The sequence below is a fragment of the Bacillus sp. M13(2017) genome (genome assembly GCF_002218325.1).
GTDB classification, from domain to species: Bacteria; Bacillota; Bacilli; order Bacillales; family Bacillaceae_G; genus Bacillus_A; species Bacillus_A thuringiensis_K.
The window spans coordinates 37,285-62,273 of record NZ_KZ268513.1; the positions used below are offsets into that span (position 1 = coordinate 37,285).

A 24,989-nucleotide genomic window follows, 5' to 3' on the forward strand; every position below is an offset into this window, starting at 1 on the left:
AAATAAAAAATAATGAACATTAAAGAAATTCTAAAGTATTAATATATTTTTCGTAAATATTAATTGATAACACATTAGACTTTACTATATGTATAACTTCTTATTCTACAAAATGAAATTTTTTAATGTAAGAAAAAATATAATTTCCCTTTAACATTTATACAAGTCTCATATGGAAAACTTTACAAAACAATTCGAACACTTATATTTAGAATAAACACAAAAAATTGCCACCAGTTAGCTTAACTGGTTGGCAATTTTTTAACGAGAATGCTTTACAAATAGTTGAATTGCTTCTTCTGGTACATAGCACTTTCCATTACTCTCTACAATAATACTTCTTAATTCATACCCTTTACCATTGATACGAATTATATTTTTGTTACCAAATAATTGTGCTTCTACTTTATTATGTTTTACTACGAGTAACGGGTTTGCTCCTTCGATTTTGTCGGCTGTTACAGTTGCACCGATTTTCTTAAAGGCTTGTTCACTCTCTAAAAATATTTTATTCGTTACTTCTTCTAAGTTAAAGCCCATCGCTTTCGCCATCGTCTTCGCAATGTCTGTATTTTGGATTAAGCCTTCTGGTTTTTGAGGTCCATAAGAATGTAAGAATACATCCTCACCTGTATGTCCTCCTGTCGTAAAGCCGATATTTGCACGATTAGCCAATAATGTAGTAAGAATTCGTCCTACATCCATTTTCTTTTTTGCCACTTTTAATTTTTCTTTTTCATCATGAGTTAGATTATCCAAACCGTATAGTTTAGCTACATCTTCTACATTTGATAAATCAGATTTCAGTTTATTTATAGTTCCTTCAAGTGTCATTTTCGCCTTTTTCAATGGATCAATGTATGCAGAAACCGGTGTAGTATTGTATCCTTTTGTCGTATTCCTATTCCCTATAGAAATGCCGCTGTTACCATGATCAGTTAAAGCGATGAGCATCGTATCCCCATCTTTCTTCGCAAATTGTAACGCCTTTGCTACCGCTTCATCAAATGCCAATACATCGCTAATAATCCCAATTGGATCATTAGCATGAGCTGCCCAATCTGGCTTACTACCTTCTACGAATAAAAAGAAGCCATCTTTATCTTTTGATAATGTTTGAATTGCTTTTTCTGTCATTTGAGAAAGTGTTGGTTGTTCTGGATTTGTTGCTATACGATCCATATCAAACGCAAGAGCATGATGTGAGAAAGAGCCCCAAATTTTATTAGATTTGGAGTTCAATAACGCATCTTTCGTTTCAACAAAATCGTACCCTTTGTCTTGAATCACCTTTACTAAATTTTCACCATCTTTTCGGATTCCATTACTTTTTATAGGTAGAAGCGCCGCTTTTCCCCCGCCTAATACGACATCTATATTTTGATATACTTGCTGCTTCGCAATTACGTCAAAATGTTTGCGATTGACATGGTGAGCGGAGAATCCGGCCGGAGTAGCATGCTGAATTTCAGATGTAGCAACAATGCCAGTTGCACGACCAGTACATTTTGCGCCTTCTAATACGTTTGCGACCGGCCGTAACTTTTCTTCTTCTTTTATTGGCTGTAAGCTAGGCGAACTTACAATAGAAGGTAATACACCTACATATCCTGAATTCGATTTATTTCCAGTTGCTAAAGCTGTTGCTGCTGGCGCTGAGTCTGTAATAGCTGATTCCGCCGAAAACGTACGAACACCTCCTGTTACAATTTGATCTAACGTAAGCGGTGCCCCTTTATACCAGCGAGCCAATGTTGTCGCCGTTGAACTCGTTCCGTCCATAACCATCATAATTATATTTTTAGGCTGGTGTTCTACTTTTTTCACCTTAGCTTTGGCCGCATGATAATTCATCATACTTTCCGTACTTAATACGCTTACTATTATAGCTCCCACCAATAGTAACTTTTTCATCTTCACACCATAATTCAACATGATTGTTCCTCCATAAACTTTGCATTCATTTCAATACACCTTATTTCCTTTTCCATACCAAAACCTACATATGTTTTATTAGTTCCCAATTCTCATAAAGCTAACAATAGTTACTTTCTCTTTCTTTAATTAAATATTGATATGTATCATTTATCTTATAAAAAAGATTTAACATCCTTTTCATTAATTACTTATTTAACAATAAATCCTCAATTAAAAGAAATAAAAATTTATTGTTAAACAATAAATTTCATGTTAAATTAATAAGATATTAAATAAATGAGGTGCTTTTTATGAAACAAGGATCCACACTCTTTTTAAAGACCGTTGTAATTCTGATCGGAATCCCCGTTCTTGCTATGTGCATTTTTTTAGTCCCTAAAATAGGAAATTTTGCCGCAGAATTATATCCAGATATTGCATATATTAAATATCTTGTATTTATCAATTTATACGCAACAGCAATACCTTATTACTTCGCACTGTACCAAACATTTAAGCTTTTAAACTATATTGATAAAAATAACGCATTCTCAGAGCTATCTGTTCAAGCTTTAAAAAATATTAAGTACAGCGCATTGGCAATTAGTGTATTATATGTATTAGGTATGCCACTTTTCTATCTCGTGGCAGAGAGAGATGACGCCCCTGGCATTATTATTATCGGAATGATTATGATTTTTGCTTCAATGGTAATCGCGGTCTTTGCTGCCGTTCTCCAAAGACTATTAAAAGATGCTATAGATATAAAATCAGAAAATGATTTAACGGTCTGAGGTGAATAATATGGCAATTATTATTAATATTGATGTAATGTTAGCAAAAAGAAAAATGAGTGTAACAGAACTTTCGGAGAAGGTTGGAATTACAATGGCTAACCTTTCTATCTTGAAAAATGGAAAAGCAAAAGCAGTCCGTTTTTCAACTTTAGAAGCAATATGTAAAGCATTAGAATGCCAACCCGGGGATATTTTAGAATATCAACCTGAAGATACCGAATAAAAAGAGTCCTTCATACGAGAAGGACTCTTTTTATTACACATTACGGCGCAAAACTAATTTGACCAGTAAACAATAGGATAATTGCTATGATCCAAAATATAAAAAATGATGAGGACAGTATTAATGAAAGAATAGCAATTCCCTTCTTCTCTGTTCTTTTCGTCATTGTGATTATTGAAAGCATGATACCTACACCTGTCAGGGCAATTGTAATATAATCTCCAACTATATTACCTGCATTGGCTATCCTTGTTGGCGTTATAAAAACGAATAGAAAACACAAAATGCCGATGAGTAAAGATATATAGCTTATTATACTGTACTTCTTTGTAGGAACTATTTCAGTTTTCATACTAACCCCACCCCTTCTATATAGCTATGAGTTCATATTAACATGAATAACCATAATTTGGTTAAAACATAAAAAAGATAAAGTGGACGCTATCACTTTATCCTTCAGTTTATTTCTATCTAACAATTAACCTGGCTACTTCTTTAATAAAGATGGACGGACATTCTTTAACTCCTAGCAATTTTTATATACAGAAAATAAAATGAAATAGTTCTAAAAAATAAAGACTGTACCTTTAAAATGAAAGATACAGTCTTTATTCATAACTTTTTTTATAAAGAAAACTCTCTATCACTCACTACCTTAAAAACTCCGAGTAATGTGATAAAGAATAATCCGCTACATCACAATTACCTTGAAACATACATGTTGAAATACCTAATTCTTTTGCAGGTAATAAATCTAATTCTCTATCTCCAATAGCTAAATCAATATTGTATTTTTTATGCAGATGATTATAAGCTAAAGAGTTCGGCTTTCGAGGAAAGCCATCGTCAATTGTAACCATATCTACGAAGTATTTTTCCCAGCCGTAATATTTTAAAATGGCCATAACCCTTTTCCTATGTTTATGGGTCATAATCACATTTTTATCTGCAAATTTCAAAACCTCTTCGACACCTGCAAAAGGTTTCATATCTTTTGGCGTGAATTTTCCCTTCAAAACTTTAATCTTTTCTTCCTGCTCGCATGAAATATTATAATACTGAATTGCATGAGAGTATGATATTTTTAAGTTTTTGTATATTTCTTGTTTTTCTACTGAATCACCTAATATTTCAGAAAGCATCATTGTATATGCAGGGTACGTATCAAATAACGTCCCATCAAAATCCCATAAAATATTCATTCTATTCACCTTCTATTTTCAAATCATTGGATGACTAAATCCGCCCTATCCTCCGGCAATTCCATTTCTAAGTAATAATCCTCTGCTTTCCAATACCTATTTTCAAACTTTGAAAGGTTTTTCTGCGTTTTTTCACTCTCACGTAGAAACCTTGTCTCTCTTGGACAGTCCAAATAGACCATATAATGAAAGAAATCTCTCCATTCTTTTCGCTGCAAAAAAACTCCTTCAATAACAATTACGCCTACAATAGGAATCTGTACTTTTTTCATTTCACATGAGTCTGTTTCCTCTTGATAAAAAGGCAAAGTCAGTTTTGTCTCATGTTGTAACTTCTGAAAAAACTTCTGCCTCAAGTATGGAATATCCCACTGTAAACAATAATACTCATACCATTCTTCATATCCTGTATGATAGCGTTTATTACGCTCCACTATGTGATCATCAATATGAAAAATATGAAACGGGATGCCCTCTTGCTTCATATTTTCTTTTAAATTTGCTACGAATGTTGTTTTTCCAGATCGACTTAAACCATCTATCCCTAAAATAAAGCGGTTTTCTTTATACTTCTTCATAACATTTATAAGCTCATTTGTACTCATTACTTCTTCCACTCTTCTTTTAATAAAGAATATAAAATGGTATCATGAGCGACACCATTTTGAATCATATGTTTTCGAAGTAATCCTTCTTCTTGAAATCCTGCTTTTATTAATAATTGTTGTGAAGCTTTATTTTCTACATATACAACCGCTGCGATTCTTATTAGTTGCAGTATTTCAAATCCGTAAGCTAAAATTGCTTGTAATGCTTCAGATGCATACCCCTGTCCCCAATATGTATCATCTAATTCATAACCAATTTCAGCTCGTCTATGATGATTGTTAATTAAATGAAATCCACACGTCCCAATTAATTGGCCCGTCCCTTTTTTCTCGATTCCCCAGCGAAATACACTTCCTTCTTCATAACGATTTTTAAACGTTTGAATCGTTGTTTTCGCTTGCTCAATATTTTCGAAAGAATCCATTCCGAAATAACGTATAACTGATTCTTTCGAAAAATATTCGAACATCGTTTCCGCATCTAATAGTGTAAGTTCTCTTAAGAATAAACGTTCTGTTTCTAGTTTCGGAAATCCCATCTCTCTTTCTCCCTCTATTCTAATGAACTACAAATTTCAATATAATTTCCATCTGGATCAGCAATGTAAGAAATTGTTTGTCCCCACGGTTTTACAATAGGTTCAACTAAAATCTTAATACCTTGTTCTCTAAATTGCTCAATCGTTTCTTGTACATTCTCAACAACGAATCCTAATTCGAAATGAGAAGACTGTAATTCACCTTCTGTAAGCGGTAGTCCTGTTAATTCTTTCACATCTTGCCGCGTATTCATCGCTAAAATGGTAGTTCCAGTATTAAATTCAATATATGTACCGTGCTCTGCTTTTATAGGTAACTGTAAAATATCTTTATAGAATTTTAAACATTCCTCAAACTTTTCTACATATAAAATGATGTACTTCATTTTCAAATCCATTTTACATCCCCCTTTATATCTACCCCTAAAATTTCGACAAAAGTCTCATAAAAACCTTGTTTTTTGTAGTAATGAGCAAAAAAAATGAGGCCGATTTCTCGGCCCCCCAGCTTATTGGCATAAAACAGGAGATTTGGTTTGGACATAACCAGTTCGTACTTTTATTATATTTTATTTTTTCTGAATTTTAAATACATTAAACACCTATTTATATTGAGAAAGTTTTTTGCTTGCATAAAATTAAAGAGTTTAAGAAATGATACAAATGGAGGTGTATACATATGGAACCAATGCTATGTCCAAGTTGTAAAACGAACCGTACTCGCTTTAATATTCTTGAGCAACAAGTAAAACCAGTCAAATTAAATCCACAAACTGGTCAAGTAGAAGAAGAATATACAAATGACACGATGAATGCTTTTCATATGGCCTATCAAGGACCTACTTATCGCGTCCAATGCGCTGTATGTGGGCTTGTTGAAAACCCAGAACAATTTATTAAACCTGCTCAAAATCAGTCTTTCTAATAAAAACATTATTATCCCTTATAGAAATAGATTTTTCTATAAGGGATTTTTCCGTTTAATAACTTAATTAAAAATGTGTTTCTTCCTTATTATATGTTAAACTTCGCACTCTTTTAGAAATGTTTACATAAGAGAGGTAAAACAAACAATAAAAAGATAACGCTTCCATCAATATTTCTACTATTAACTTGTCATATAGTCATCTTTTACTTTTGGATCTTCGATTGGGAGAAAATAACGACTCCTTAGGATCTAACAATATGGATTGTTTCTACTATTTGTAGTCTTTTACTTTACTACCATTTTTAAAATCAAAAATCTAATAAATTAATATTAATTGCTCGTTCGTTATTATTAATTATTTCTTCTTCATTTATGATTTTTTTAGGTGTTGTTACTGGTATTCATCTTTCTAACTAGTTCTATGCCTTAAATATATAATGTTTTATTATATAAAAAATAGTTAACAAAATAGAATTACATAGAAATTAAAAAAGATAATGATGTCATTGTTATTGTCTTCTTCTAGGGTCTAATCTTTATTATAATATTTCACTTTTCAATTTCTTGATTTTCCAAAAAATCCTCATGAAAAAATAAGCATACATACAACCTACAAGCCCTGTCATAACTTTCGCCCAAATTGGCACCCTTGATTCTGTTGAACTTAAAAATACGCTATACATTGAGGGTAATATAGTTATTGAAATCAATGCGAAAAATTGTAATAATTCCTTCATTTTTTGCACCTTCGTGTCCTTCTCTGAATATATGTCAGGTAACTCAATTCCCTTCTCTACTTCCTTACAAAAATAATTCCATCTTGTAAAACTTGTGACACGTTTCCAACCAGACATTTCATATATTTCAAAGTACTCCTGTTGTTTTTCTTTTGAATCTCTATAAACCAATCTAAAATCCGCTTTATATACTACATCTTTTGGTTCTGTTTTCTTAAACGTATACAACAAATTATATCTTTGTAACGCCCAACCTTTTTGATGCATTTTCCGTAAAAAAACTTCTTCTTTTTCTAAACTCCATGCCATGAAAAATTTAAATACCTTCTTTGTCTCCATCTATCATTCACTCCCCTAATATACTATTTCCATTCCTTACAGATCTCTGCAATCTGTTATATTCTAGCTCTAACACTTCTCTCCCAAACGGCGTTAACTCATAGCACTTCTTTCTATCTGTAGAGGCAACTTCAACAATTAATTTTTCTTTAAGTAATTTCGTCGTATTCCCGTATAAAGTACCAGGACCGAGCTTTACTTCCCCATTTGTCATCTCTTCTACCATTTGCATAATTCCATATCCGTGCATTGGTTTCACTAGTGATAACAGTATGTAATATGTCCCCTCAGTTAACGGAATATATTTTTGCGCCTTCGCATTCATTATAACTACCTCCGATACATCGCCTTATGATATATCGACTTACGATACATCGTATATCGATATTATATAATCATATTCCAAAATATTCAAGAGTAATTTAATAATTAAATATCCATTTCTTTGAATTAAAAAACCATACAAATTTTCTGAATAATTTGTTAAAATATAGAAATATTAGCTCTTTTATAATGAAAGGAATGGTACATATGATAAATAAATTGAAAGAAAACATCGGATCTGTGTTTGTTGGGAAAGAAAATGTTATTGATCTACTGCTCGTTTCACTTCTTGCTGATGGACATGCACTACTCGAAGACGTGCCTGGTACTGGGAAAACGTTACTGGCGAAAACCATTTCCAAAAGTATTGGTGGTAGTTTTTCTCGCGTTCAATTCACCCCTGATGTACTTCCAAGTGATGTAACAGGTATTGAATACTTCAACCCAAAAACAAGCGAATTCGAATTAAGAATTGGACCAGTTATGACAAACATTTTGCTAGCAGATGAAATTAACCGTGCAATGCCGAGAACGCAGTCGAGTTTGTTAGAAGCGATGGAAGAACGACAAGTGACGCTTGAGAAGCAGTCAACTCCTCTGCCGAAACCGTTCTTTGTTATTGCGACGCAAAACCCAATTGAATCACAAGGGACTTTCCCTCTTCCAGATGCACAGCTTGATCGCTTTTTAATGACGATTTCAATTGGTTATCCAACTCCTAAAGATGAGTTACAAATGATGCGACGTTTTCGGAACGATTTACCATTAGAAAGTGTCACATCTGTCATCTCATTAGAAGATATTTTAGAAGCTCAAAAACGAGTAAAAGAAATATTTGTTTCGGAACCGTTAGAACATTACATTATTAAACTTGCTCATGCTACAAGAAATCATGATTATATCGCTAACGGTGTAAGCCCACGTGCCACATTAGCTTTAGTACGTGCTGTTCAAGCTTTAGCCTTTTTACATGGGAGAGAATATTGCACACCAGAAGATATACAATTGTTAGTTCCTTCTGTTTGGAATCACCGTATCGTCTTATCAATGGAAGGTGCATTACGTACGACAAAAAATGATATTATGCAAAGTATTTTAAAAGAAGTTGATGTACCCGTGGAGATTGAGCAAGCATGAATGGACAGCGCGTTGTAACTGTACCTTTATTTTTTCAACTTCATATTATTCAACTAACCGTTCCAATCGCGTTACTTTTCACATTCTTTTTCCCGCAACGAATGCTTATGTTTCTCTTTTTCTTCTATTATATATTTGCGATTTTTATTTATAAATATGTCGCTTTCATAGAGAAGAAGTTTCAAATCATAAATGAGAAACAAACTACACGGCTTTTTCCTGAGGAATCTGGACAGTTTTTTATTCATTTAAAAAATGGAGCCAGCATACCGCTCGTTAATGGTGTTTGTTACTTTCATTTAAATTCGTCCCTTATACCGCATAAAGAGCAAGGCATTGAACAAATATCAAAAACGTTATTCTCTTTCCCATTTTCACAACCTGCACATTCGGCACAAAAATGGGATTTAACATTAACCGCTACGAAGCGTGGGGTGTTTCAAATTGAACAGTTTGAATGTGTATTAAAAGATCCATTTCATCTATTAACTGTACATTTACCTGTTTTTGATAAATTAAGGACTGAAATTATTGTGTATCCTTCTCCTAAAGAAGTAGCAGGTTTGCAAGAACTTCAGCAACTTTTAATCGGATCCTATCAAACGAATTTTTCTTTTTACAATGACGAAACATCTATTATAGGTGTAAAACGCTATGAACGTGAATCATTCCGTTCTATTCATTGGAAGGCATCTGCTAAAATGCAGGAATTACAAGCGAAGCAATATGAACCTGTAAAAAATTATAGTTGGACGATTTGTCTTTCTTTAGCTGCCGATCGTGGATTTGGTTGGAAAGATAATGTTGAAGATTTAATTTCATTCGCAACATACATTTGCCAATATGCAACGAAGCATCACATACCGTTTGAATTATTTATTAGTGTATTAGCAGAAGGTGGTGCATTACATTTATCGTTACATGAAGGGCAAACGCAATATGCAAAAGCTTTAGAAGAATTAGCCCGTATTTCAGATGATAGTACGTTACTTCCGAAACAAGGATTCCTTCATTATGTAACGAGAAAGAGAGAACGATCGTCTACAATGATATACATTGGTTTACAAAGAAATGAACTCCCTCTTCTCTCGCAGCCAACGTTTCTCATTACTAGTGAAGGGATGGTGGAATCGGTTGAAAACTTGGCTATATCACATTCATGATTTCATTCTGCTCCTCCTGCTTTCATTATTAACAGAAAGAGATGAACTAATTAGTATTGCAATATTTTTAACAACAGGCTATATTGGAGTATTTCTTATTCATAAATTTATGCAGAAAAAAACAACAGGATTTGTAATACTTTTAGTTCTTCAAATCGTTCTTTTCTCTTTATTTTTACCTTTTTCTCTTTTTGGCACAATCATATTACCACTATTTTTCTTTATCGTACATGTGGTCGGACCTGGATATCCAGTTCAAAAATCTTTAGGTGGTATTGTATGGTTTGTCGTTTCAGTTATATTTTATGCACCCTTTCCACCGTTGTGGAAACTATTAATGTTAGCCTTGCATCTTATGATTACATTTTGGTTAACCGGGGCAAATCGCAAACAACAACTATTACGTTTTGCTTCTATCATTACGATTGGCTTAATGAGTATATTAATTGTTCAAATATTTCCTTTCATTCGACTTATTTTTGGTTTTATAACGGAAGTAGTCGCATTAGGCGTCGGCTATGCTTTAATGCCATTAATTAAAGCAGCGGAATTAAAAGATACTGAAGATGTTTGGGCAAATAAAGGACATCTCTTAAAACCAAAAATTGAAGACGGAAAAAAAATTCCTGATTTTGATCCAATACTCATAAATAGCGCTACAATAATAGTCTGTACAGCTATCGCTATTTACGTCGTTTGGAAAATAGTAAAAAAACGAAAACATTTAAGTTTACCAAATATGCACGTCTTCGAATCTACTATCATTACTGATAAAGAAGGAATGAGCCAAAATCGTTTTAAACGAAATAAACCGCCACATAACGAAATTCGGAAGGAAATTTTTAAGCTAGAGAGTAAGTTAACCTCTCTTTTAAATAGAAAACGGGGAGAAACTGTTGAAACTTGGCTAGAAAGAATAAACGATGAAGAAGATGTAAATATTCAAAGTGATATTATTATAGATGCTTATAATACTGTGCGGTATTCAAATGGTGCAAACACTGTACTTCTACATGAATTTAAGAAAGAGATTCATAAGCTTTATGCATATCAAAAAAATTTGAAGAAACGAAAGAAATAACGTAACAAAAAGACTCCTATATTCATAGGAGTCTTTTTATACTTCTACGTTGCTTTTTAAATGGAAGCATTCTTCCCTGCTTCAATTTCTAATGACTCTTCATGCCACCAAAGTGTTTCTTCAGGATCTTCTTTAGCAATTTGGTGTGCTTCTTTTTTCGTTTCTACTGTAGGATATGAACCTTTTAGCGCACGCCCTGAAGTCGTAACGAATAGTACACTAAATACAACTAATCCAATAATACTTACACCTGCTAAATAAAATGCCGGTGCGAGCGGGTTACCAGTTGCATGAACTAAGTATGAACATACAAGCGGTGTTGTTCCACCGAATATCGATACAGAAATATTAAATGAGATCGAAAGTGCTCGATAACGTACATCAGTGAAAAAGAGTGATGGTAATAATGAAGGTAATGTTCCTTCATATACACTTAAGAAGAAACCTAATACGAAAATACCTGCAAATATAGCTGCAATATGTCCGTTACCTATTAGTAAAAATGCTGGAATTGCAAATACAGTTAAACCAAGTAAACCAATTTGCACAACGCGTTTATTACCAATTTTATCACTTAATTTACCGAAATATAGTGCTAGTGGAATCATAAGTGCCATCGTAATAGAAATAATTAATAAGCCTGTTGTTTCTTCGACTTTAAGTACTTGAGTTAGATAAGAAGGAATATACGAAAGAATCATATAATTCGTAATATTAAAGAAGGCGACAATTACTGTGCTTAATAAGAAGTCTTTTTTGTGATACTTAATAATGTCCATAAATGAAAATTGTTCATTGTCTTCAGATTCCTCTTGTGCTTTTTCCATCTCTTCAAAGATTGGAGATTCATCTAGATGACGGCGTAAGTATAAACCGACCAAACCAATTGGTGCAGCTACTAAGAACGGAATACGCCATCCCCAGCTGAGCATTTGCTCATCTGTTAACAATAACGTCAAAATGGTAACAATTACCGATGCAGCAATGTAACCTGAGAGTGTTCCAATTTCAAGACCACTACCGAGTATACCACGCTTTTTATCTGGAGAAGATTCTGCGATATAAACCATTGCTCCTGAATATTCGCCGCCTGTAGAGAAGCCTTGAATCATTCGGGCAACTAAAAGTAGTATTGGTGCCCATACACCAATTTGTTCATAGGTTGGTAGTAATGCGATGAATAATGTAGAAAGTGCCATTAAAATAATAGTAGTACTTAACACGATTTTTCGGCCGTACTTATCTCCTATTCTACCAAAGAATACACCTCCGATTGGTCGAACGAGAAAGGCTGCTGCAAATGTACCGAATGTAAGTACAAGTTGCAATCCACTATTATCAACACCTGAGAAGAATAATTGACTTAAAATTACCGCTAAATACGCGTATAATCCGAAGTCAAACCACTCCATTGCGTTCCCTATACCAGTAGCAATTACTGCTTTCCTGGCTTGTTTAGGATTGACAATATTAACGTCTTGAGGTTCAAAATTTAAATCATTATTTTGTTGCATATAATAAAACAGCTCCTTTTTTAATTTAACTTCTTTAAGCACACCTTCTCTTATTGAATAAAATTAATTCGAAGCACTTAAGGGAAATCAACGTCTCCTTGTCTGTCATTATTATTTCACATAATTAATTATTTGTCCAATTAAATGCTCTTTTTGTATAAATTTACACCCTATTTAACTTTTTATAAAATGAAGTTTAGGCTATATAATATATACCTTTACACTATAAATGAACCTTTCATTTATTTATATTTATAACGTTTCTATAATTGCTTCCTCTAACTTAGAAATCAGTAACTTTTACTAAAGACTTGCATATATTTAAAAAGTGAACTCATTGGCTCGAATTCTGTTTTATTACATTCAACTATAATATTATTGTAGTTTTAAAGGAGGCTGTTTTATGTTGGAAATAATCCTTTTACTTGCTACTGTTTCTTTTCTCTTTATTATTTCTGGATTTTTCATTACCTTAAAACAATATAAAGAAATTAAAAATATAAAGACTATATTAACTACAAAAAAAGAAAATGAGAAAACTACATCCGAAAACTCAATCCCTATGCAATTAGACCTTAGCGTTCTCAATAATTTACTCGCTTCTGGAATAAATAAAGGTTCTAATTCAGGTAATGAAAATTCTAAATCTGATAAAACTAAATAGTCGTTACGTATATAATAAAATATACATCTCCTATTTTATCTAACCTTATTAATAACTACCTCTGATTAAAAAGGAGACTACTTATGTGTAAAAATCCGATTTCTATTATTATTCGTATACAGCATAACATAAGAGTTTTAACTGAAATTTTGAAAGCCTGTGAACAACTACAGCCTTTAGAAATCATCCTTACTATTAACGGATGTATCGATGATTCCATTGATATTGCACAATCTTACAATTGTAAAATTATCACGCTAGAAGAACCGACAGAATCAAATAATTGTTATGTAATTGGTGCCAAAAAAGCAAAGGGTAAGTACCTCTTATTTTTAGATGCAAATTACAATATCAACCCTTCCTTACTTAAACAATTTCTTCAACCATTACTAGATGAATCAGCTGACTTAGTATTAAACAATTTAGATGATTTTTTTTATCAAAAGCAAAAGCCAACTATAGAAATGATTTGGCAGCAAGTTACGAATCATTTTTTTCATCGTCCAGATTTACATGTTAACTCATTATTATTTCCTCCCTATGCAATAACAAAAGAAATTCTTGAAGCAATTACTCCAGAAAGTTTATTAAATCCGATATTAGCACAAATGAAAATTATTAAAAATAAATTTCGGATTAGCAATCATTTTAAAATTTCTATACCGCAAATTCCCTCCTTCCCCTCAAAACAACTCATTCGTTATCACCTAGAAGCAATTGAAAATTGGATAAATATATTACAAAATTCAAGAGGAAACTATACTGATAATAATCGAAGGCGAGATATTATTTTAGAACTTCAAAACGGCGAACAAAGAGCTATACCAAAAATAATTACAGGTAAAGAGTTTTATTCAAATACTTATGGAAATAAACAATTATCCATCATTATCCCTGTTCAAAATGAAGAAAAAACGATAGAATCTATCATTTTTGAGGTGCAGAAATTAAAACCTTTAGAAATCATCATTATTGTTAATGGATCAACAGATAAAACAGAGGAATTGGCGAAGAATTGCGGTGCAACAGTTATTACTTACAAAGAAGCACTCGGCATTGATACCGGACGTGCCGTTGGTGCATATTTTGCAAAAGGTGATATATTATTATTTATTGATGGTGATTTCTTAATTCCTAGTTCTGATTTATTACCATTTGTACAATCTGTTCAAAATGGAACCGATTTAGCTTTAAATAAATTAGAGGACTACTACATGTATCGTCTTCCTTATACTATCGTGACTGCATGTAAGTATGCTGTTAATTTAGCATGTAATCGAAAAGATTTAGGTATGGGATCCACAATTGCTGTCCCTCATGCTTTTAGTCGAAAATGCATTGATATAATTGGATTTGATTCACTTCTTTCACCAACCTTAAGTCAAGTTAAAACAATTTTAGCAGGCTTGCATATACAAAAAGCCCATTCTGTCGACGTTGACAAGATAAATCGAGTTCGACCCAAAAAACACTTCTCTGAGGAAGGCCACCTTTCATTAGCAACACAGCAAATCATTGGTGATCATATAGAGGCAATTTCTTACCTCCTCGAACAAAAAGGAGACACTGAATGCTCTTAATTGTATATCCTTACGAACAGATAATATATAAATTCAATTTAAATATATAGCAAAATAAAAAAGATGGTTTGTAACCATCTTTTTTATTTTTACATTAGTTCAAAAGAAAAGTAGAAAGTAGGCTTTTCATTTCTTGATTTTCTTAAGAAGTTTGAAAAGAGAGGCTTGTTAATGAAGATACAACACTTAAATCATCGTTTAGTGTAATTGAGAAACATGCAACTAATGGTAAAGTAATTACAATTGATCCACTAGGACTAATTACAATTGTAGGACTTGTCCCACATGCACCCCCACAATCCACTACAGCGTCAATTCCACTACCAGGGGTAATTGTAATTTTAAGACATACATCAAAACAAACATTATTCGTAGTACATGCCATAACTCTCCCTCCTTTCTCTTAACAATATATGCAGTTAGTTAAATTCGGACACGACTCTCTTACTAAATTTTATAAATTAGATGTTATTTTACTATTAGGTTCCAAGAAAATTAACGTTTTATTAAACAATCTAAATCAACTAAAAAACTCAAATCATCCTTTACTGAAATAGAAACACATGCAATAAACGGTATTACATTAAAATTAGATGAACATTCATCATTGCACCTTACGAATATTTCTGCCCCACCATTTGGATTGACTTTAGTTTCTAAACAAATATTAAAACAACTTTTATTGATGCAAGACAAGATATTTCCTCCTTTCTTATATCTAATATCAATTTATTCAGAAATAAAAATGTTGTTACAACTTTATTCACTCTTTACTTTCCATACATAAAATAAAAAAGATAAAAGCTCCTTCATATATATAAAGAAGCCTTTACCTTTTGGTTACTTGTTCATTTATTATCAGTCAGTGAAACATGCTCTTCACTTGTACCTAAGCTAAAAATAATAAAAATTTTTGATTTCAGTTTCATTGCAATACTAAATATCGTTAAGTTGCATAAATGAAATGTTGAGGTTACTCATTCAATAGACAAATTTCCCTTTTAAAATAAATCTTTAAAACCCTTATTCTTCAATAAATACGAAAATCCTTCTAAATGATCCCCAGTAATTCTTAATACAGCTGGTGGATGTCCTATCGTGGCAAAATGCTCTTGTGGCCGAATACGATTAGGTTTCATTACATCTACAAAATGGACACATTCAACTTTATATCCTTCTAATATTGCCTTTACTTGCGCAACACACGCTGTGTGAAGTGTATCCCAGCCGATTCCCTCTAAACATTTTCTACTAATAGCATGGGGAACAGCAATTGTGGATCCCACTCCTAAATCTTTACGATTACAAGCAATATTCAACACATATTTATATAAATTTACAATATATAGAGGAAATCTAAGATTTAAATTTAAATCGTTTAAAGCCATATCAATCCCATTGGCAACAGCCTTTGTTAATGGGTGAAGATCTTTTGCTGGAATAGCAAAATCAGCATCAATAAAGAGAAGTATATCCCCTGTGGCTTCTTGTGCACCAATTGCCCGTCCTACATCGTGACCCAATGCTTCTTGATAAACAATTACTGTAGCTCCTAGTTGCTTAGCAATTGCTTCTGTTTGATCTGTTGATCCATTAATTACAACAATTATTTCTTTCGGTTCAATTTTTCTTGCCTCAAGAATAACTTCTTTAATCGTTGTTTCTTCATTTTGTGCTGGTATAATAATCGATAACTGTTTTCCATTATAAATAGAGGAATTCATTCCCCATCCTTTATGAAAAAGTGAATAATTCTTCTGTTTTTTTAGTTGCTCTATAATTTCTCTTTTTCTTCCTCCATCTGTATAGTTACCTCTACCATCTTTTCGTTGTAACCAACTCTCCAAAGCTTTTACGTTTTCTTTAATCTCACATACTTCTAATTTAGTTAATTCATTTTTATAGAAAGAGGTTTTGTTTGTGGGTATATTATTCAAGGAGGTGTTAGTGATAGCTGACGAGGATTGTAGTCGCCACCCTTTCTCAATAAAAGTTATTTGAGATAGAACGGGATTTTGCAAAGTGTCATATCCAATGTCCTCAATTGCTTTTTTTCTAATGGCATATGGCATAGATAACACCGAATCATATTTTAAATCCATGCGCCCCAATACATCGTTTACTATTTTTCTATACACCATAGCAATACTTGGCCATTCTACTCTCATCTTTTCAAAACATACGGAGTCTATGTTATTTAAGATTACATCCTGTTCCTTTTTTAGTAGCGGTTCTATAAATCGTTCTAATTCTACCGAAAAAATAACATCTTCTCCATTTAAAAATAAGACCACATCACCATTGGCGACTTTTGCCCCATGAACTGGTGCTTTCCATTTACTTTTCTCCTCAATCACAACAACGTTACTTTCAACAAATGTTGATATAGATTGTATCGCACTCATTCTATCATCAGATACAATAATAATTTCTAGTGGTTTTATATGCTGCACTTTATTTAAAATTTGATTCAATTTTGATTTATCTTCTCCTAAAACTATAACGACTGATAGGTCCACTTCTTTTTGTTCTTCTTTTACAGTCTGATTAGGTTTTACTTTTTTTATATATTCAATTGTTTCACTCTTACCTACAGCTGCATGCCCTGCTTTTTTATCAAAATATAAGTCAATTATAATTTGATTTACTTCCGTGTCTTTATCAAGTTGCTCTAATTCAGAAATAAATGGTAGCAAATGATTTTGCACATCAAATTCACACGCGAAATTTTGCAAAAAATAAATGTTCGGCACATATTTAATGTGATTAAAAAATTTCACAACATTAATTCTTTCACCAAATTTCTCCTCAACTTCTTCTCTTGATAAACCTGGATAAGATAAATCGAAAACTAAATTTACCGGTACAGGTATCCACTTTATTAAATTTGTTTGAGGATTATTAATGAAAGCTGTGGAACCTTTAACGAATCCAGCTAAAATTAAAGACATAAATCCTCCTCCAGAACTTCCATAAAACAAGACATTTTTTGAATCAACTTTTAACTTTATAAATAATATTTCTAGAATATTAGCTATATCTTGTAAATAAAATCTATTTAACTCTCCCTGTCCCCAACCTAAAGATAATTTTCCAAGATATAAAGTAGGATCATTATAATATATAACAGTATCTTCAAATTCATTCATCCAAGAATGTCGATGAAAAATAGGTGGACCAATTGGTTGTTCTTGAAACCCACCTGCTCCGGATCCAAAAACAATTGTGTTAGAAGCATTGGGCTTAATACGAATTAAAAATTCATACGTTACTTTATCCCAATTAACCTTGAGTATAAATGGCTCCGTAGTTTGAAAATCCATTTGCCATAATTGTTCATATGAAATGTTAATTATTTTATACTGGTCTAACAGTTTAATCACCCTTTCCATCCATTTCGAGTTGTTCTATCAAGTAAGAGAGAGCTTCAACATGATCACCAATTATTCTTAATACTGCTGGAGGATGTCCATTTTGACTTACATTTTCCTTTAAACGAATTCTATTCGGTTTTACAACATCAACATAATGAACACATTCTACCCTATATCCTTGTAATATAGCTTTTACTTGTGCAAGACTAGGGCATAGTAAAGTTTCCCACCCTATTGCATCTAAACATGATCTACTCATTGCATGTGGAATAGCTACTAATGATCCATTACTTAATTCTGGGCGATCATATGCTAAATTAAGCATATATTTTACAATATCAACAATATAAAAAGGCGGATTGAGCATTGGGTTCAAATCATTTAACGCTATGTCTATGCCATCTGAAACTGCTTTTGTAAAGTGATGTAAATCACTTCCTGAAACACTAAAATCACCATCAATAAATAAAAGAATATCTCCTGTAGCTTCAAGCGCTCCAATAGCACGTCCAACATTATGACCGAGTCGTTCGTTATATTTAATAATAGTAGCACCAAGTCTTTTAGCGATATTGGCCGTTTGATCTATCGAACCATTTACAACGACAATTATTTCTAGTGGTTCTATTTTTCTCGCCTCAAGTATTACTTGTTCTATAGTTTCCTCTTCATTTTGCACCGGTATAATGACAGAAAGTTGCTTCCCATCATAAATTGAAGAATGCATTCCCCACCCTTGATGATAGGAAGGGTATCGCTTACATTCACCTAGTTTTTGAACAATATCTCTTCTTTTTCCTGCATCAGTAAACCCTACTCTTTTTCCCTTTTTCTCTATCCATTTAGAAATACCGATTAAATATTTTCCCAATTTCTCCTTTTCATTTTCTGACAATTCTTTTTTAACTAAATACCCTTCCTCTTCTAACGTTTCATCTCTAGATAACGTTTTTATTGCATATTGATCGTTAATCCGCCATCCTTGATCCACTATGTTCATATGAGCTAGAACGATATTTTTCATATAATCAAAGCCGATATTTACTACTACTTCCTTCGCAAGTGCATATGGTAATGAAAGTATTGAATTGCTTTTTAAATCTGGTCGACTTAAAATTTCATTTAACATTTTTCTCCATACAATATCCATATTTGGACATTTACCAACTTCTACAAATTTATCTATTTTGTTTAATACTACATCAGCCTGATTTGTAACAACTGGTTCAATAAATTTCTTCATCTCATTTGTAGATATTGAAAAATTACTATCTACAAATAACAAAACATCTCCTTTTGCTGCCTTTACAGAAGCTTCATACCCCTCATAATACGTACTATATTTATCCATCAAAACAATATGGCATTTATTTTTCTTTGCTATTTCATACAAATTTCTTCTATCGTTAGGAACTAAAATTATAATTTCAAGAGGATTTAGCTTCCATATAGATTGAATTGACTCTTCTAATATTTGCTCTCTTTCACTATACAAAATAATAACCGTTAACGATTTCATTACACGCCCCCTTTACACATCATGTGACATAAAGTGAAACTTTAATCAGTGGGGGTTTTCTTCATCCCCCACTGATTATTAGCCCTCACCAATCGGACTTTAATGGGCAGCCCGACCCCCACCTAAATTCTTTGCTTTCACTAAATTTTGAGGTGGGGTCTTACCGCCCATTAAAGCGGGATAAAATATTAAGTATTACCATTTCCTATGAATTTGCTACTTTATTAACATATTCAAAAGTGAATTATACTGTGTAAAAACAATCGTCTATTTTTGAAAATATAAGTTCTACACTCGTTCCCTTTCTCTTATCATTATTTGTTACAACTCTCACCATTTAAAAACAAAAAAAAGCCCTAATTTCTTTAGGACTGTTTTAAACTAATTTATTTACATTATTAATTTTATATACTATCTTTTTCCATGTTATACCTCTATCCGTTGTAGTAAATATTTCTTTTTTATTACACGCCCAACCTTTACGCCGATTAAAAAAATGTAAACAAAATACATTTTTCAACAATGGATTACTTGATACCTTTATCCATTTTGCTCCTTTTTTTATTATTTGATATACACTTCCATGTTCACTATTTATAACCCAGCCATAATAGGAACTAAAAAAAGAAACAGCCGCTTTACTAGTATTTATTGTTTTATTTGAAATATGCCACGAATTCCCCTTATCAAATGAGTAATTCATTAAAAATACATCATTATTCATTTTAGTTGGTATTACTAACAAGTTATTTTTATAGATTGCTTTATAAGCCATAGAAGTCTCATTATTACTTCCTTCAAGACTTGAAATATCTTTTATAGGCTGCCAATTTACCCCGCCATCTATTGTTTTAAATACCGCTGATGTTTCATATTGTTTGTGCAATGAAATAAATCCAACTAACTCGTTTATAAATGTTATTCCTGAAATACTATCACTAATACTTATATTTTTAATTACTTTCCATACTCTCCCTTTCGTTTTCATGTAGTATAAATTATGTTCAAATTTATTTGATGCAAGCTTTCTAGACAATACAATCCATATACTATCCATATTGGTGGCATGCAATTGTACTTGAACATCAGTCGATTTCTCCCACTCTTCTTCAATTGGTAATATAAACTCACTCCATCTTTCCCCTCTATTAACTGTATAAAATATAGCGGGCAATAAATCATCATTCGTTTTTGTTAAACCATATGCCCAAGAGCTTCGAGCATTTATTGGATATCCAAATAATATAATTGAATTTAGAGGATTAACAACTTCCCATTCTACTCCTCCGTTTCGAGTATATAAGATAGCTTGCTTTTTATTTGTATATTGAATACCAGCCCACCCAAATCTATCAGTTCGCATTTGTAAAGAAGTAAATTGAATATCATTATTTTCCAATATATCACCTCATTCTTATCATATATATATTCGTATGCTATTATTTTCAAAACGTTCTATCATTAGTTGTTAGTACCACTCGTTTTATCTACTATCTTTACACATTTACTTTCTCTTTTCCTCACCAACCAAATATCAATAAATAATGTATCAAATCTAATAAAGTTCCTTTTATTTTTTCATTCTCATTTCATAACGACTGTATTTCACAAAATTCTACTATAAAAAATGCACCCCAATTGTAAAACTATTTCTAACAATTAGAGTGCACTTTATATAAAATATAGCTTTAATTTTTAAGCACTTACTACAGCAGCAACTTTATCTAAACAAATAATAAACTGATTAATAAATGCGTCAATTTCCTCTTTCGTAATAATATACGGCGGAAGTAATCGAATAATATTCCCTTGTGTTACATCGACTAACATTCCTTTATTCATTAGCTCAATCTGTAATTTCTTCACATTTTCATACGTATCATTCAGACTAATTCCAAACATCATGCCAGCATGACGTACTTCCTGAATATAATAAGAATTTTCTTTCTGAATTTCTTGTAATTTAGCATTTAAATATAGTGACGTTTCATACGCTTCGTGCATTAAACCATCTTCAATCAATGTGTTTAATACCGTTAACCCTAAAGCCGTTCCCATTGATGAATGAGCAAATGTTGTTCCATGATCTCCAGGTGCAAATACATCACATAGCTTTTCACCTACAATAATTCCTCCTAGCGGTATCCCGCCTCCTGCACCTTTACCAATTTGAATAATGTCCGGTGTAATATTAAAATTTTGATAAGCAAATAGTTTTCCCGTTCTACCCATACCACTTTGAACTTCATCAACGACAAGAAGTACATTATATTTTTCACATAAATATTGAATACCATGTAAATATTCACTTGATAAAGGATAAATCCCCCCACTTCCTAAAACAGGCTCTAGCATAATCGCAATTGGGTTCTCTTTAATAATGGTCTCTTCTAATTGGTCTATATTTTCGCGCTCTACTTCATATACAGGAATAGATGTTTTAGGGAAATTTTGATATACCTTTTCTTGTCTCGTAAAATGTAGTGCCCCTAACGTCCTCCCGTGAAAACTATCTTTTAACACAACTACTCCATCACGTTCTTCATTCGCAATAGTTCTATATTTATCAATTAATTTTAATGTCGTTTCTGTCGCTTCCGTACCAGAGTTTGTAAAAAAGACTTTTCCGCTTTTTAAAGTACACTCTACTAATTTCTTTGCATACTCAATTGCAACTGGGTTTAAGAAATGAAACGGTAAATGCAACGATTTCGCAACTTGCTCCATTGTCGTTTGTACAATTTTAGGATGATTGTATCCTAATACATTTACTCCTACGCCAGAAAATAAATCTAAATACTCTTTACCATCTACATCATATAGATTACATCCTTCTCCTCTTTCCATTGCAACCTCTGTACGACAATATGTAGACACCATATATTCTTTATCTAATTGAAACCAATCCGACATGTTAAATTCCTCCTAGTTATTTTTCCTTTTTTAACGTTCATTCTCTATATAATCGTTTATAAATTAAGTTTTAAGATTGAAATTTTAATAGTGGTTTTCTTCCACATTTTTATTAAAACGTGTGCTTTCTCTTCCCGATATTCATTTTTCCATAATTTCTTCTATTTCAACAGGTCCACTACATATGTGTTTTTTTCATCTAGCGGTATGTTACTGCTTTGAACTTTGCATGTCATACATAATTGGGACTATAAAATCATATTTAGTAACAATCGACGAAAAAATTTGGAGGCTATATCGATGAATGAAAAACATGATAAATATAAAAAAGATTTATTAGATGAAGACTTTAATAAACATCGAGAACTTACTGAACCAGCTAAATTCCACTCTCAAACAGTTGGTTTACGTGGCCCCGTACTAGAACAAGATAGTGTACTGCATGAGTCATTACAACAATTTATTCATGAAAAAATTTTAGAAAGGCCTGTTCATGTAAAAGGATTTGGTGCGTTCGGTTATTTTCAAACGATATATTCGATGTCTGAACATACTAAATTAAGTTTTTTACAAAATTCTAATGAGAAAGTTCCTGTTATGGTTCGATTTTCGTTAGCTGTTAGTACGAAAGGAACACCGGATACTGCTAGAAATGTACGCGGTTTTTCTACAAAATTTTATTCAAAAGAAGGAATTTTTGACCTTTTATGTAATCACATTCCTGTTTTTTCTGTTCGTGATCCAATGCGTTTCCCTGAAACGATTCAAGCATTATTGCCTTCACCTAAAAATAACTTAATAGACCCGAATAGATTTTGGAGTTTTGTCGCTAAAGCACCTGAATCGATTCATTTTGTTGTCCGTTTATACTCTAATAATGGTACGGCCAAAAGTCTTCGCCACATTCCAGGACATAGTGTTAATACATATGTATGGAGAAATGCGGAAGGTAATCGAAAGTATGTAAAGTATCATTGGTACCCATTTGAAGGTGTACAGTACATTACTAGTAAAGAAGCAATTAAATTAGCTGCTGAAAATCCTGATTATAGCGGGAAAGATTTATATGATGCTATTAAAAATGGTAAACCAGTGGAGTATGGTTTATACGTCCAGCTCATGGATCCGAAAGATGAAGCGCACCTATCTTATGATCCTTTAGATGACACAAAAGTATGGGATGAACAGACGTATCCTCTCATACCAGTCGGGAAAATGGTATTAAATAAAAATCCTGAAAATTTTATGGAACAAGTAGAAAAAGTCGCATTCTCTCCTTCTAATTTACTGGATGGTGCAGAACTATCAGATGATAAAATGCTGCAAGGGCGCGCTAACATTTACAGTGATTCACAAAGAAAAAGAATTGGTCCAGAATTTCGCAAATTAACGATTAACCAGCAGCAAGATTGGACACCTGCTAATCAAATTACAACCGGTGAAGGAAGGTACGTTGAAGGTAAACTTGAAAGAACTTCTATAACGAAACAGGATGACTTTACGCAGGCTGGTGAATTTTATACGAAGTTACAGCCGATAGAAAAAGAACATCTCGCTGAAAACTTAGCTAGTGATTTAAAAGTTATATCCGATGATATCAGAAAGGTCGTTTTAGGTTATTTTCATAAAGTGTCTGCTGATTTAGCTGCAAAGATTGAGAGTGCGTTGCAAAAGATTTAAGCATATAAAAAACGTCATTTTAATGTTTAAAATAACGTTTTTTATAGAAAAATTACTAATAAAATTTATTGTCTCGTTTATAAATTATTAAAGATAGATTCTCCTGTAAGATTTTCGTTATTTCATTTTATATTATGATACTCATTTTTCTTTTTCATATAATCTTTTTCACATTGCAACGGCTTGAATTTCACTTTTTTCCCTTTCTTCTTTGTCGTTTTTATAACGAGCCATTCCCCTTTTTCAACGTCTAGTTTTAGGCGTTTCATTACATTGATATTATCTTTTTCTTTATAAAGTAAAAATGCTTCTTGCGCCCTCACAAATAGGCTGGGCTGTTCGCTAAATCCACCACTATCATAAATTTTAGTTAGCGAAGTATAATAAGAATCATTTTCCTTTCCACCATACATCAAATGAGCAGCCTCCAGATCTCTTTTACTTACTTCCCAAAAACTATGTTCATCAATATTTAAATTAAATGTGGATTTAATGTCCTGTATTATATTCTTCACATACTTTTCATCTCTAACTTTTCTTTCTTCGAGACAATCCGAAGATAACTCTGGTGCATCTGATTGGGAATGTACAACGTGTTGTATCGATACACACAGAATAAATACGCTTAAAATGTAAAATATTTTTTTCATATTTACATATCACCTCAAATGATTTAGATACTATATCATTTGAGGCTTACAATATTCTTATGCTAATAATAGGAAAGATCCTATAAAATAAAATTTTTAT

The 24,989-nt window shown here is 32.3% G+C and carries 24 protein-coding genes and 2 pseudogenes; 10 read left to right on the forward strand and 16 right to left on the reverse strand.

Features of this window, described 5'->3' with window-relative positions:
• Positions 1-261 precede the first annotated feature (261 nt).
• Positions 262-1,935 (reverse strand): alkaline phosphatase, encoded by a 1,674-nt coding sequence (locus tag CGQ22_RS24305; protein WP_061884303.1) that lies wholly within the window; start codon positions 1,933-1,935, stop codon positions 262-264.
• A 293-nt stretch (positions 1,936-2,228) separates the two neighbouring features.
• Between CGQ22_RS24305 and CGQ22_RS24310 the strand changes: the two genes are divergently transcribed.
• Complete coding sequence (locus CGQ22_RS24310) at positions 2,229-2,711, forward strand: DUF2975 domain-containing protein (protein WP_000809118.1); 483 nt, start codon at positions 2,229-2,231, stop codon at positions 2,709-2,711.
• A 10-nt stretch (positions 2,712-2,721) separates the two neighbouring features.
• Positions 2,722-2,937, forward strand: coding sequence for a helix-turn-helix domain-containing protein (locus CGQ22_RS24315; RefSeq protein ID WP_000974619.1), 216 nt, complete (start codon positions 2,722-2,724; stop codon positions 2,935-2,937).
• A 40-nt stretch (positions 2,938-2,977) separates the two neighbouring features.
• On the opposite strand, the gene CGQ22_RS24320 is transcribed toward CGQ22_RS24315, so the two are convergent.
• From CGQ22_RS24320 to CGQ22_RS24340, 5 genes and pseudogenes are all read right to left on the reverse strand, one after another.
• A complete protein-coding gene (locus CGQ22_RS24320) occupies positions 2,978-3,289 on the reverse strand; it encodes a hypothetical protein (RefSeq protein WP_000845564.1) in 312 nt (103 codons plus the stop codon).
• A 272-nt stretch (positions 3,290-3,561) separates the two neighbouring features.
• Positions 3,562-4,139, reverse strand: a pseudogene (locus tag CGQ22_RS24325) (HAD-IA family hydrolase).
• A 23-nt stretch (positions 4,140-4,162) separates the two neighbouring features.
• The gene (locus CGQ22_RS24330) at positions 4,163-4,744 is read right to left on the reverse strand and encodes a kinase (protein WP_089149468.1); all 582 of its coding nucleotides are present in this window, start codon (positions 4,742-4,744) and stop codon (positions 4,163-4,165) included.
• Positions 4,744-5,286 carry a GNAT family N-acetyltransferase gene (locus tag CGQ22_RS24335; RefSeq protein WP_089149469.1) on the reverse strand — a complete coding sequence of 181 codons (543 nt, stop codon included), beginning with the start codon at positions 5,284-5,286 and terminating at the stop codon, positions 4,744-4,746. The genes CGQ22_RS24330 and CGQ22_RS24335 overlap by 1 nt, the downstream gene beginning before the upstream one ends.
• Before the next feature lie 14 nt (positions 5,287-5,300).
• Positions 5,301-5,684, reverse strand: a complete 384-nt coding sequence (locus tag CGQ22_RS24340; protein ID WP_000364500.1) for a VOC family protein — start codon at positions 5,682-5,684, stop codon at positions 5,301-5,303.
• Positions 5,685-5,965: 281 nt separating this feature from the next.
• Here CGQ22_RS24340 and CGQ22_RS24345 point away from each other — a divergent pair, with 281 nt between their 5' ends.
• Complete coding sequence (locus CGQ22_RS24345; protein ID WP_000433605.1) at positions 5,966-6,211, forward strand: hypothetical protein; 246 nt, start codon at positions 5,966-5,968, stop codon at positions 6,209-6,211.
• A gap of 156 nt (positions 6,212-6,367) precedes the next feature.
• Positions 6,368-6,644, forward strand: a pseudogene (locus tag CGQ22_RS32615) (hypothetical protein).
• A 109-nt stretch (positions 6,645-6,753) separates the two neighbouring features.
• On the opposite strand, the gene CGQ22_RS24360 reads toward CGQ22_RS32615, so the two are convergent.
• Positions 6,754-7,290: a DUF2812 domain-containing protein gene (locus tag CGQ22_RS24360; RefSeq protein WP_000448418.1), complete on the reverse strand. Its 537-nt coding sequence runs from the start codon at positions 7,288-7,290 to the stop codon at positions 6,754-6,756.
• A 7-nt stretch (positions 7,291-7,297) separates the two neighbouring features.
• On the reverse strand, positions 7,298-7,615 hold the full coding sequence (locus CGQ22_RS24365; protein WP_000991894.1) for a PadR family transcriptional regulator: 318 nt from the start codon (positions 7,613-7,615) through the stop codon (positions 7,298-7,300).
• A gap of 206 nt (positions 7,616-7,821) precedes the next feature.
• Between CGQ22_RS24365 and CGQ22_RS24370 the strand changes: the two genes are divergently transcribed.
• From CGQ22_RS24370 to CGQ22_RS24380, 3 genes are read left to right on the forward strand one after another with little or no spacing between them, the layout of a single operon-like run.
• Positions 7,822-8,751, forward strand: a complete 930-nt coding sequence (locus CGQ22_RS24370; RefSeq protein WP_089149470.1) for an AAA family ATPase — start codon at positions 7,822-7,824, stop codon at positions 8,749-8,751.
• The gene (locus CGQ22_RS24375) at positions 8,748-9,914 is read left to right on the forward strand and encodes a DUF58 domain-containing protein (protein WP_089149471.1); all 1,167 of its coding nucleotides are present in this window, start codon (positions 8,748-8,750) and stop codon (positions 9,912-9,914) included. Before CGQ22_RS24370 ends, CGQ22_RS24375 begins: the two co-directional genes overlap by 4 nt.
• Complete coding sequence (locus CGQ22_RS24380; RefSeq protein ID WP_089149472.1) at positions 9,886-10,995, forward strand: DUF4018 domain-containing protein; 1,110 nt, start codon at positions 9,886-9,888, stop codon at positions 10,993-10,995. The genes CGQ22_RS24375 and CGQ22_RS24380 overlap by 29 nt, the downstream gene beginning before the upstream one ends.
• 56 nt (positions 10,996-11,051) lie before the next feature.
• Here the strand turns inward: CGQ22_RS24380 and CGQ22_RS24385 are convergent, their stop codons facing one another.
• The gene (locus tag CGQ22_RS24385) at positions 11,052-12,509 is read right to left on the reverse strand and encodes an MFS transporter (protein WP_001186931.1); all 1,458 of its coding nucleotides are present in this window, start codon (positions 12,507-12,509) and stop codon (positions 11,052-11,054) included.
• A gap of 403 nt (positions 12,510-12,912) precedes the next feature.
• Here CGQ22_RS24385 and CGQ22_RS24390 point away from each other — a divergent pair, with 403 nt between their 5' ends.
• Positions 12,913-13,173: a hypothetical protein gene (locus CGQ22_RS24390; RefSeq protein ID WP_000889740.1), complete on the forward strand. Its 261-nt coding sequence runs from the start codon at positions 12,913-12,915 to the stop codon at positions 13,171-13,173.
• A gap of 83 nt (positions 13,174-13,256) precedes the next feature.
• On the forward strand, positions 13,257-14,753 hold the full coding sequence (locus CGQ22_RS24395) for a glycosyltransferase family 2 protein (RefSeq protein ID WP_000335270.1): 1,497 nt from the start codon (positions 13,257-13,259) through the stop codon (positions 14,751-14,753).
• Between the two features lie 142 nt (positions 14,754-14,895).
• Here CGQ22_RS24395 and CGQ22_RS24400 read toward each other — a convergent pair whose 3' ends face one another.
• The 6 genes from CGQ22_RS24400 to CGQ22_RS24425 form a co-directional block, all read right to left on the reverse strand.
• Entirely contained in the window at positions 14,896-15,138 is a 243-nt protein-coding gene (locus CGQ22_RS24400) for a hypothetical protein (protein WP_000752466.1), read from the reverse strand.
• A gap of 110 nt (positions 15,139-15,248) precedes the next feature.
• On the reverse strand, positions 15,249-15,449 hold the full coding sequence (locus tag CGQ22_RS32620) for a hypothetical protein (protein WP_001277650.1): 201 nt from the start codon (positions 15,447-15,449) through the stop codon (positions 15,249-15,251).
• A 305-nt stretch (positions 15,450-15,754) separates the two neighbouring features.
• The gene (locus tag CGQ22_RS24410; protein WP_116777461.1) at positions 15,755-18,076 is read right to left on the reverse strand and encodes a glycosyltransferase; all 2,322 of its coding nucleotides are present in this window, start codon (positions 18,074-18,076) and stop codon (positions 15,755-15,757) included.
• Between the two features lie 52 nt (positions 18,077-18,128).
• Positions 18,129-19,646 carry a glycosyltransferase family 2 protein gene (locus CGQ22_RS24415; RefSeq protein WP_000839306.1) on the reverse strand — a complete coding sequence of 506 codons (1,518 nt, stop codon included), beginning with the start codon at positions 19,644-19,646 and terminating at the stop codon, positions 18,129-18,131.
• 376 nt (positions 19,647-20,022) lie between these two features.
• Positions 20,023-21,045 carry a hypothetical protein gene (locus tag CGQ22_RS24420; RefSeq protein WP_000429637.1) on the reverse strand — a complete coding sequence of 341 codons (1,023 nt, stop codon included), beginning with the start codon at positions 21,043-21,045 and terminating at the stop codon, positions 20,023-20,025.
• A 296-nt stretch (positions 21,046-21,341) separates the two neighbouring features.
• Positions 21,342-22,559, reverse strand: coding sequence for an aspartate aminotransferase family protein (locus CGQ22_RS24425; RefSeq protein ID WP_089149473.1), 1,218 nt, complete (start codon positions 22,557-22,559; stop codon positions 21,342-21,344).
• Between the two features lie 300 nt (positions 22,560-22,859).
• Between CGQ22_RS24425 and CGQ22_RS24430 the strand changes: the two genes are divergently transcribed.
• Positions 22,860-24,239, forward strand: a complete 1,380-nt coding sequence (locus tag CGQ22_RS24430) for a catalase (RefSeq protein WP_089149474.1) — start codon at positions 22,860-22,862, stop codon at positions 24,237-24,239.
• A gap of 122 nt (positions 24,240-24,361) precedes the next feature.
• Here CGQ22_RS24430 and CGQ22_RS24435 read toward each other — a convergent pair whose 3' ends face one another.
• On the reverse strand, positions 24,362-24,889 hold the full coding sequence (locus tag CGQ22_RS24435; protein WP_000719379.1) for a hypothetical protein: 528 nt from the start codon (positions 24,887-24,889) through the stop codon (positions 24,362-24,364).
• Between the last annotated feature and the right edge of the window lie 100 nt (positions 24,890-24,989).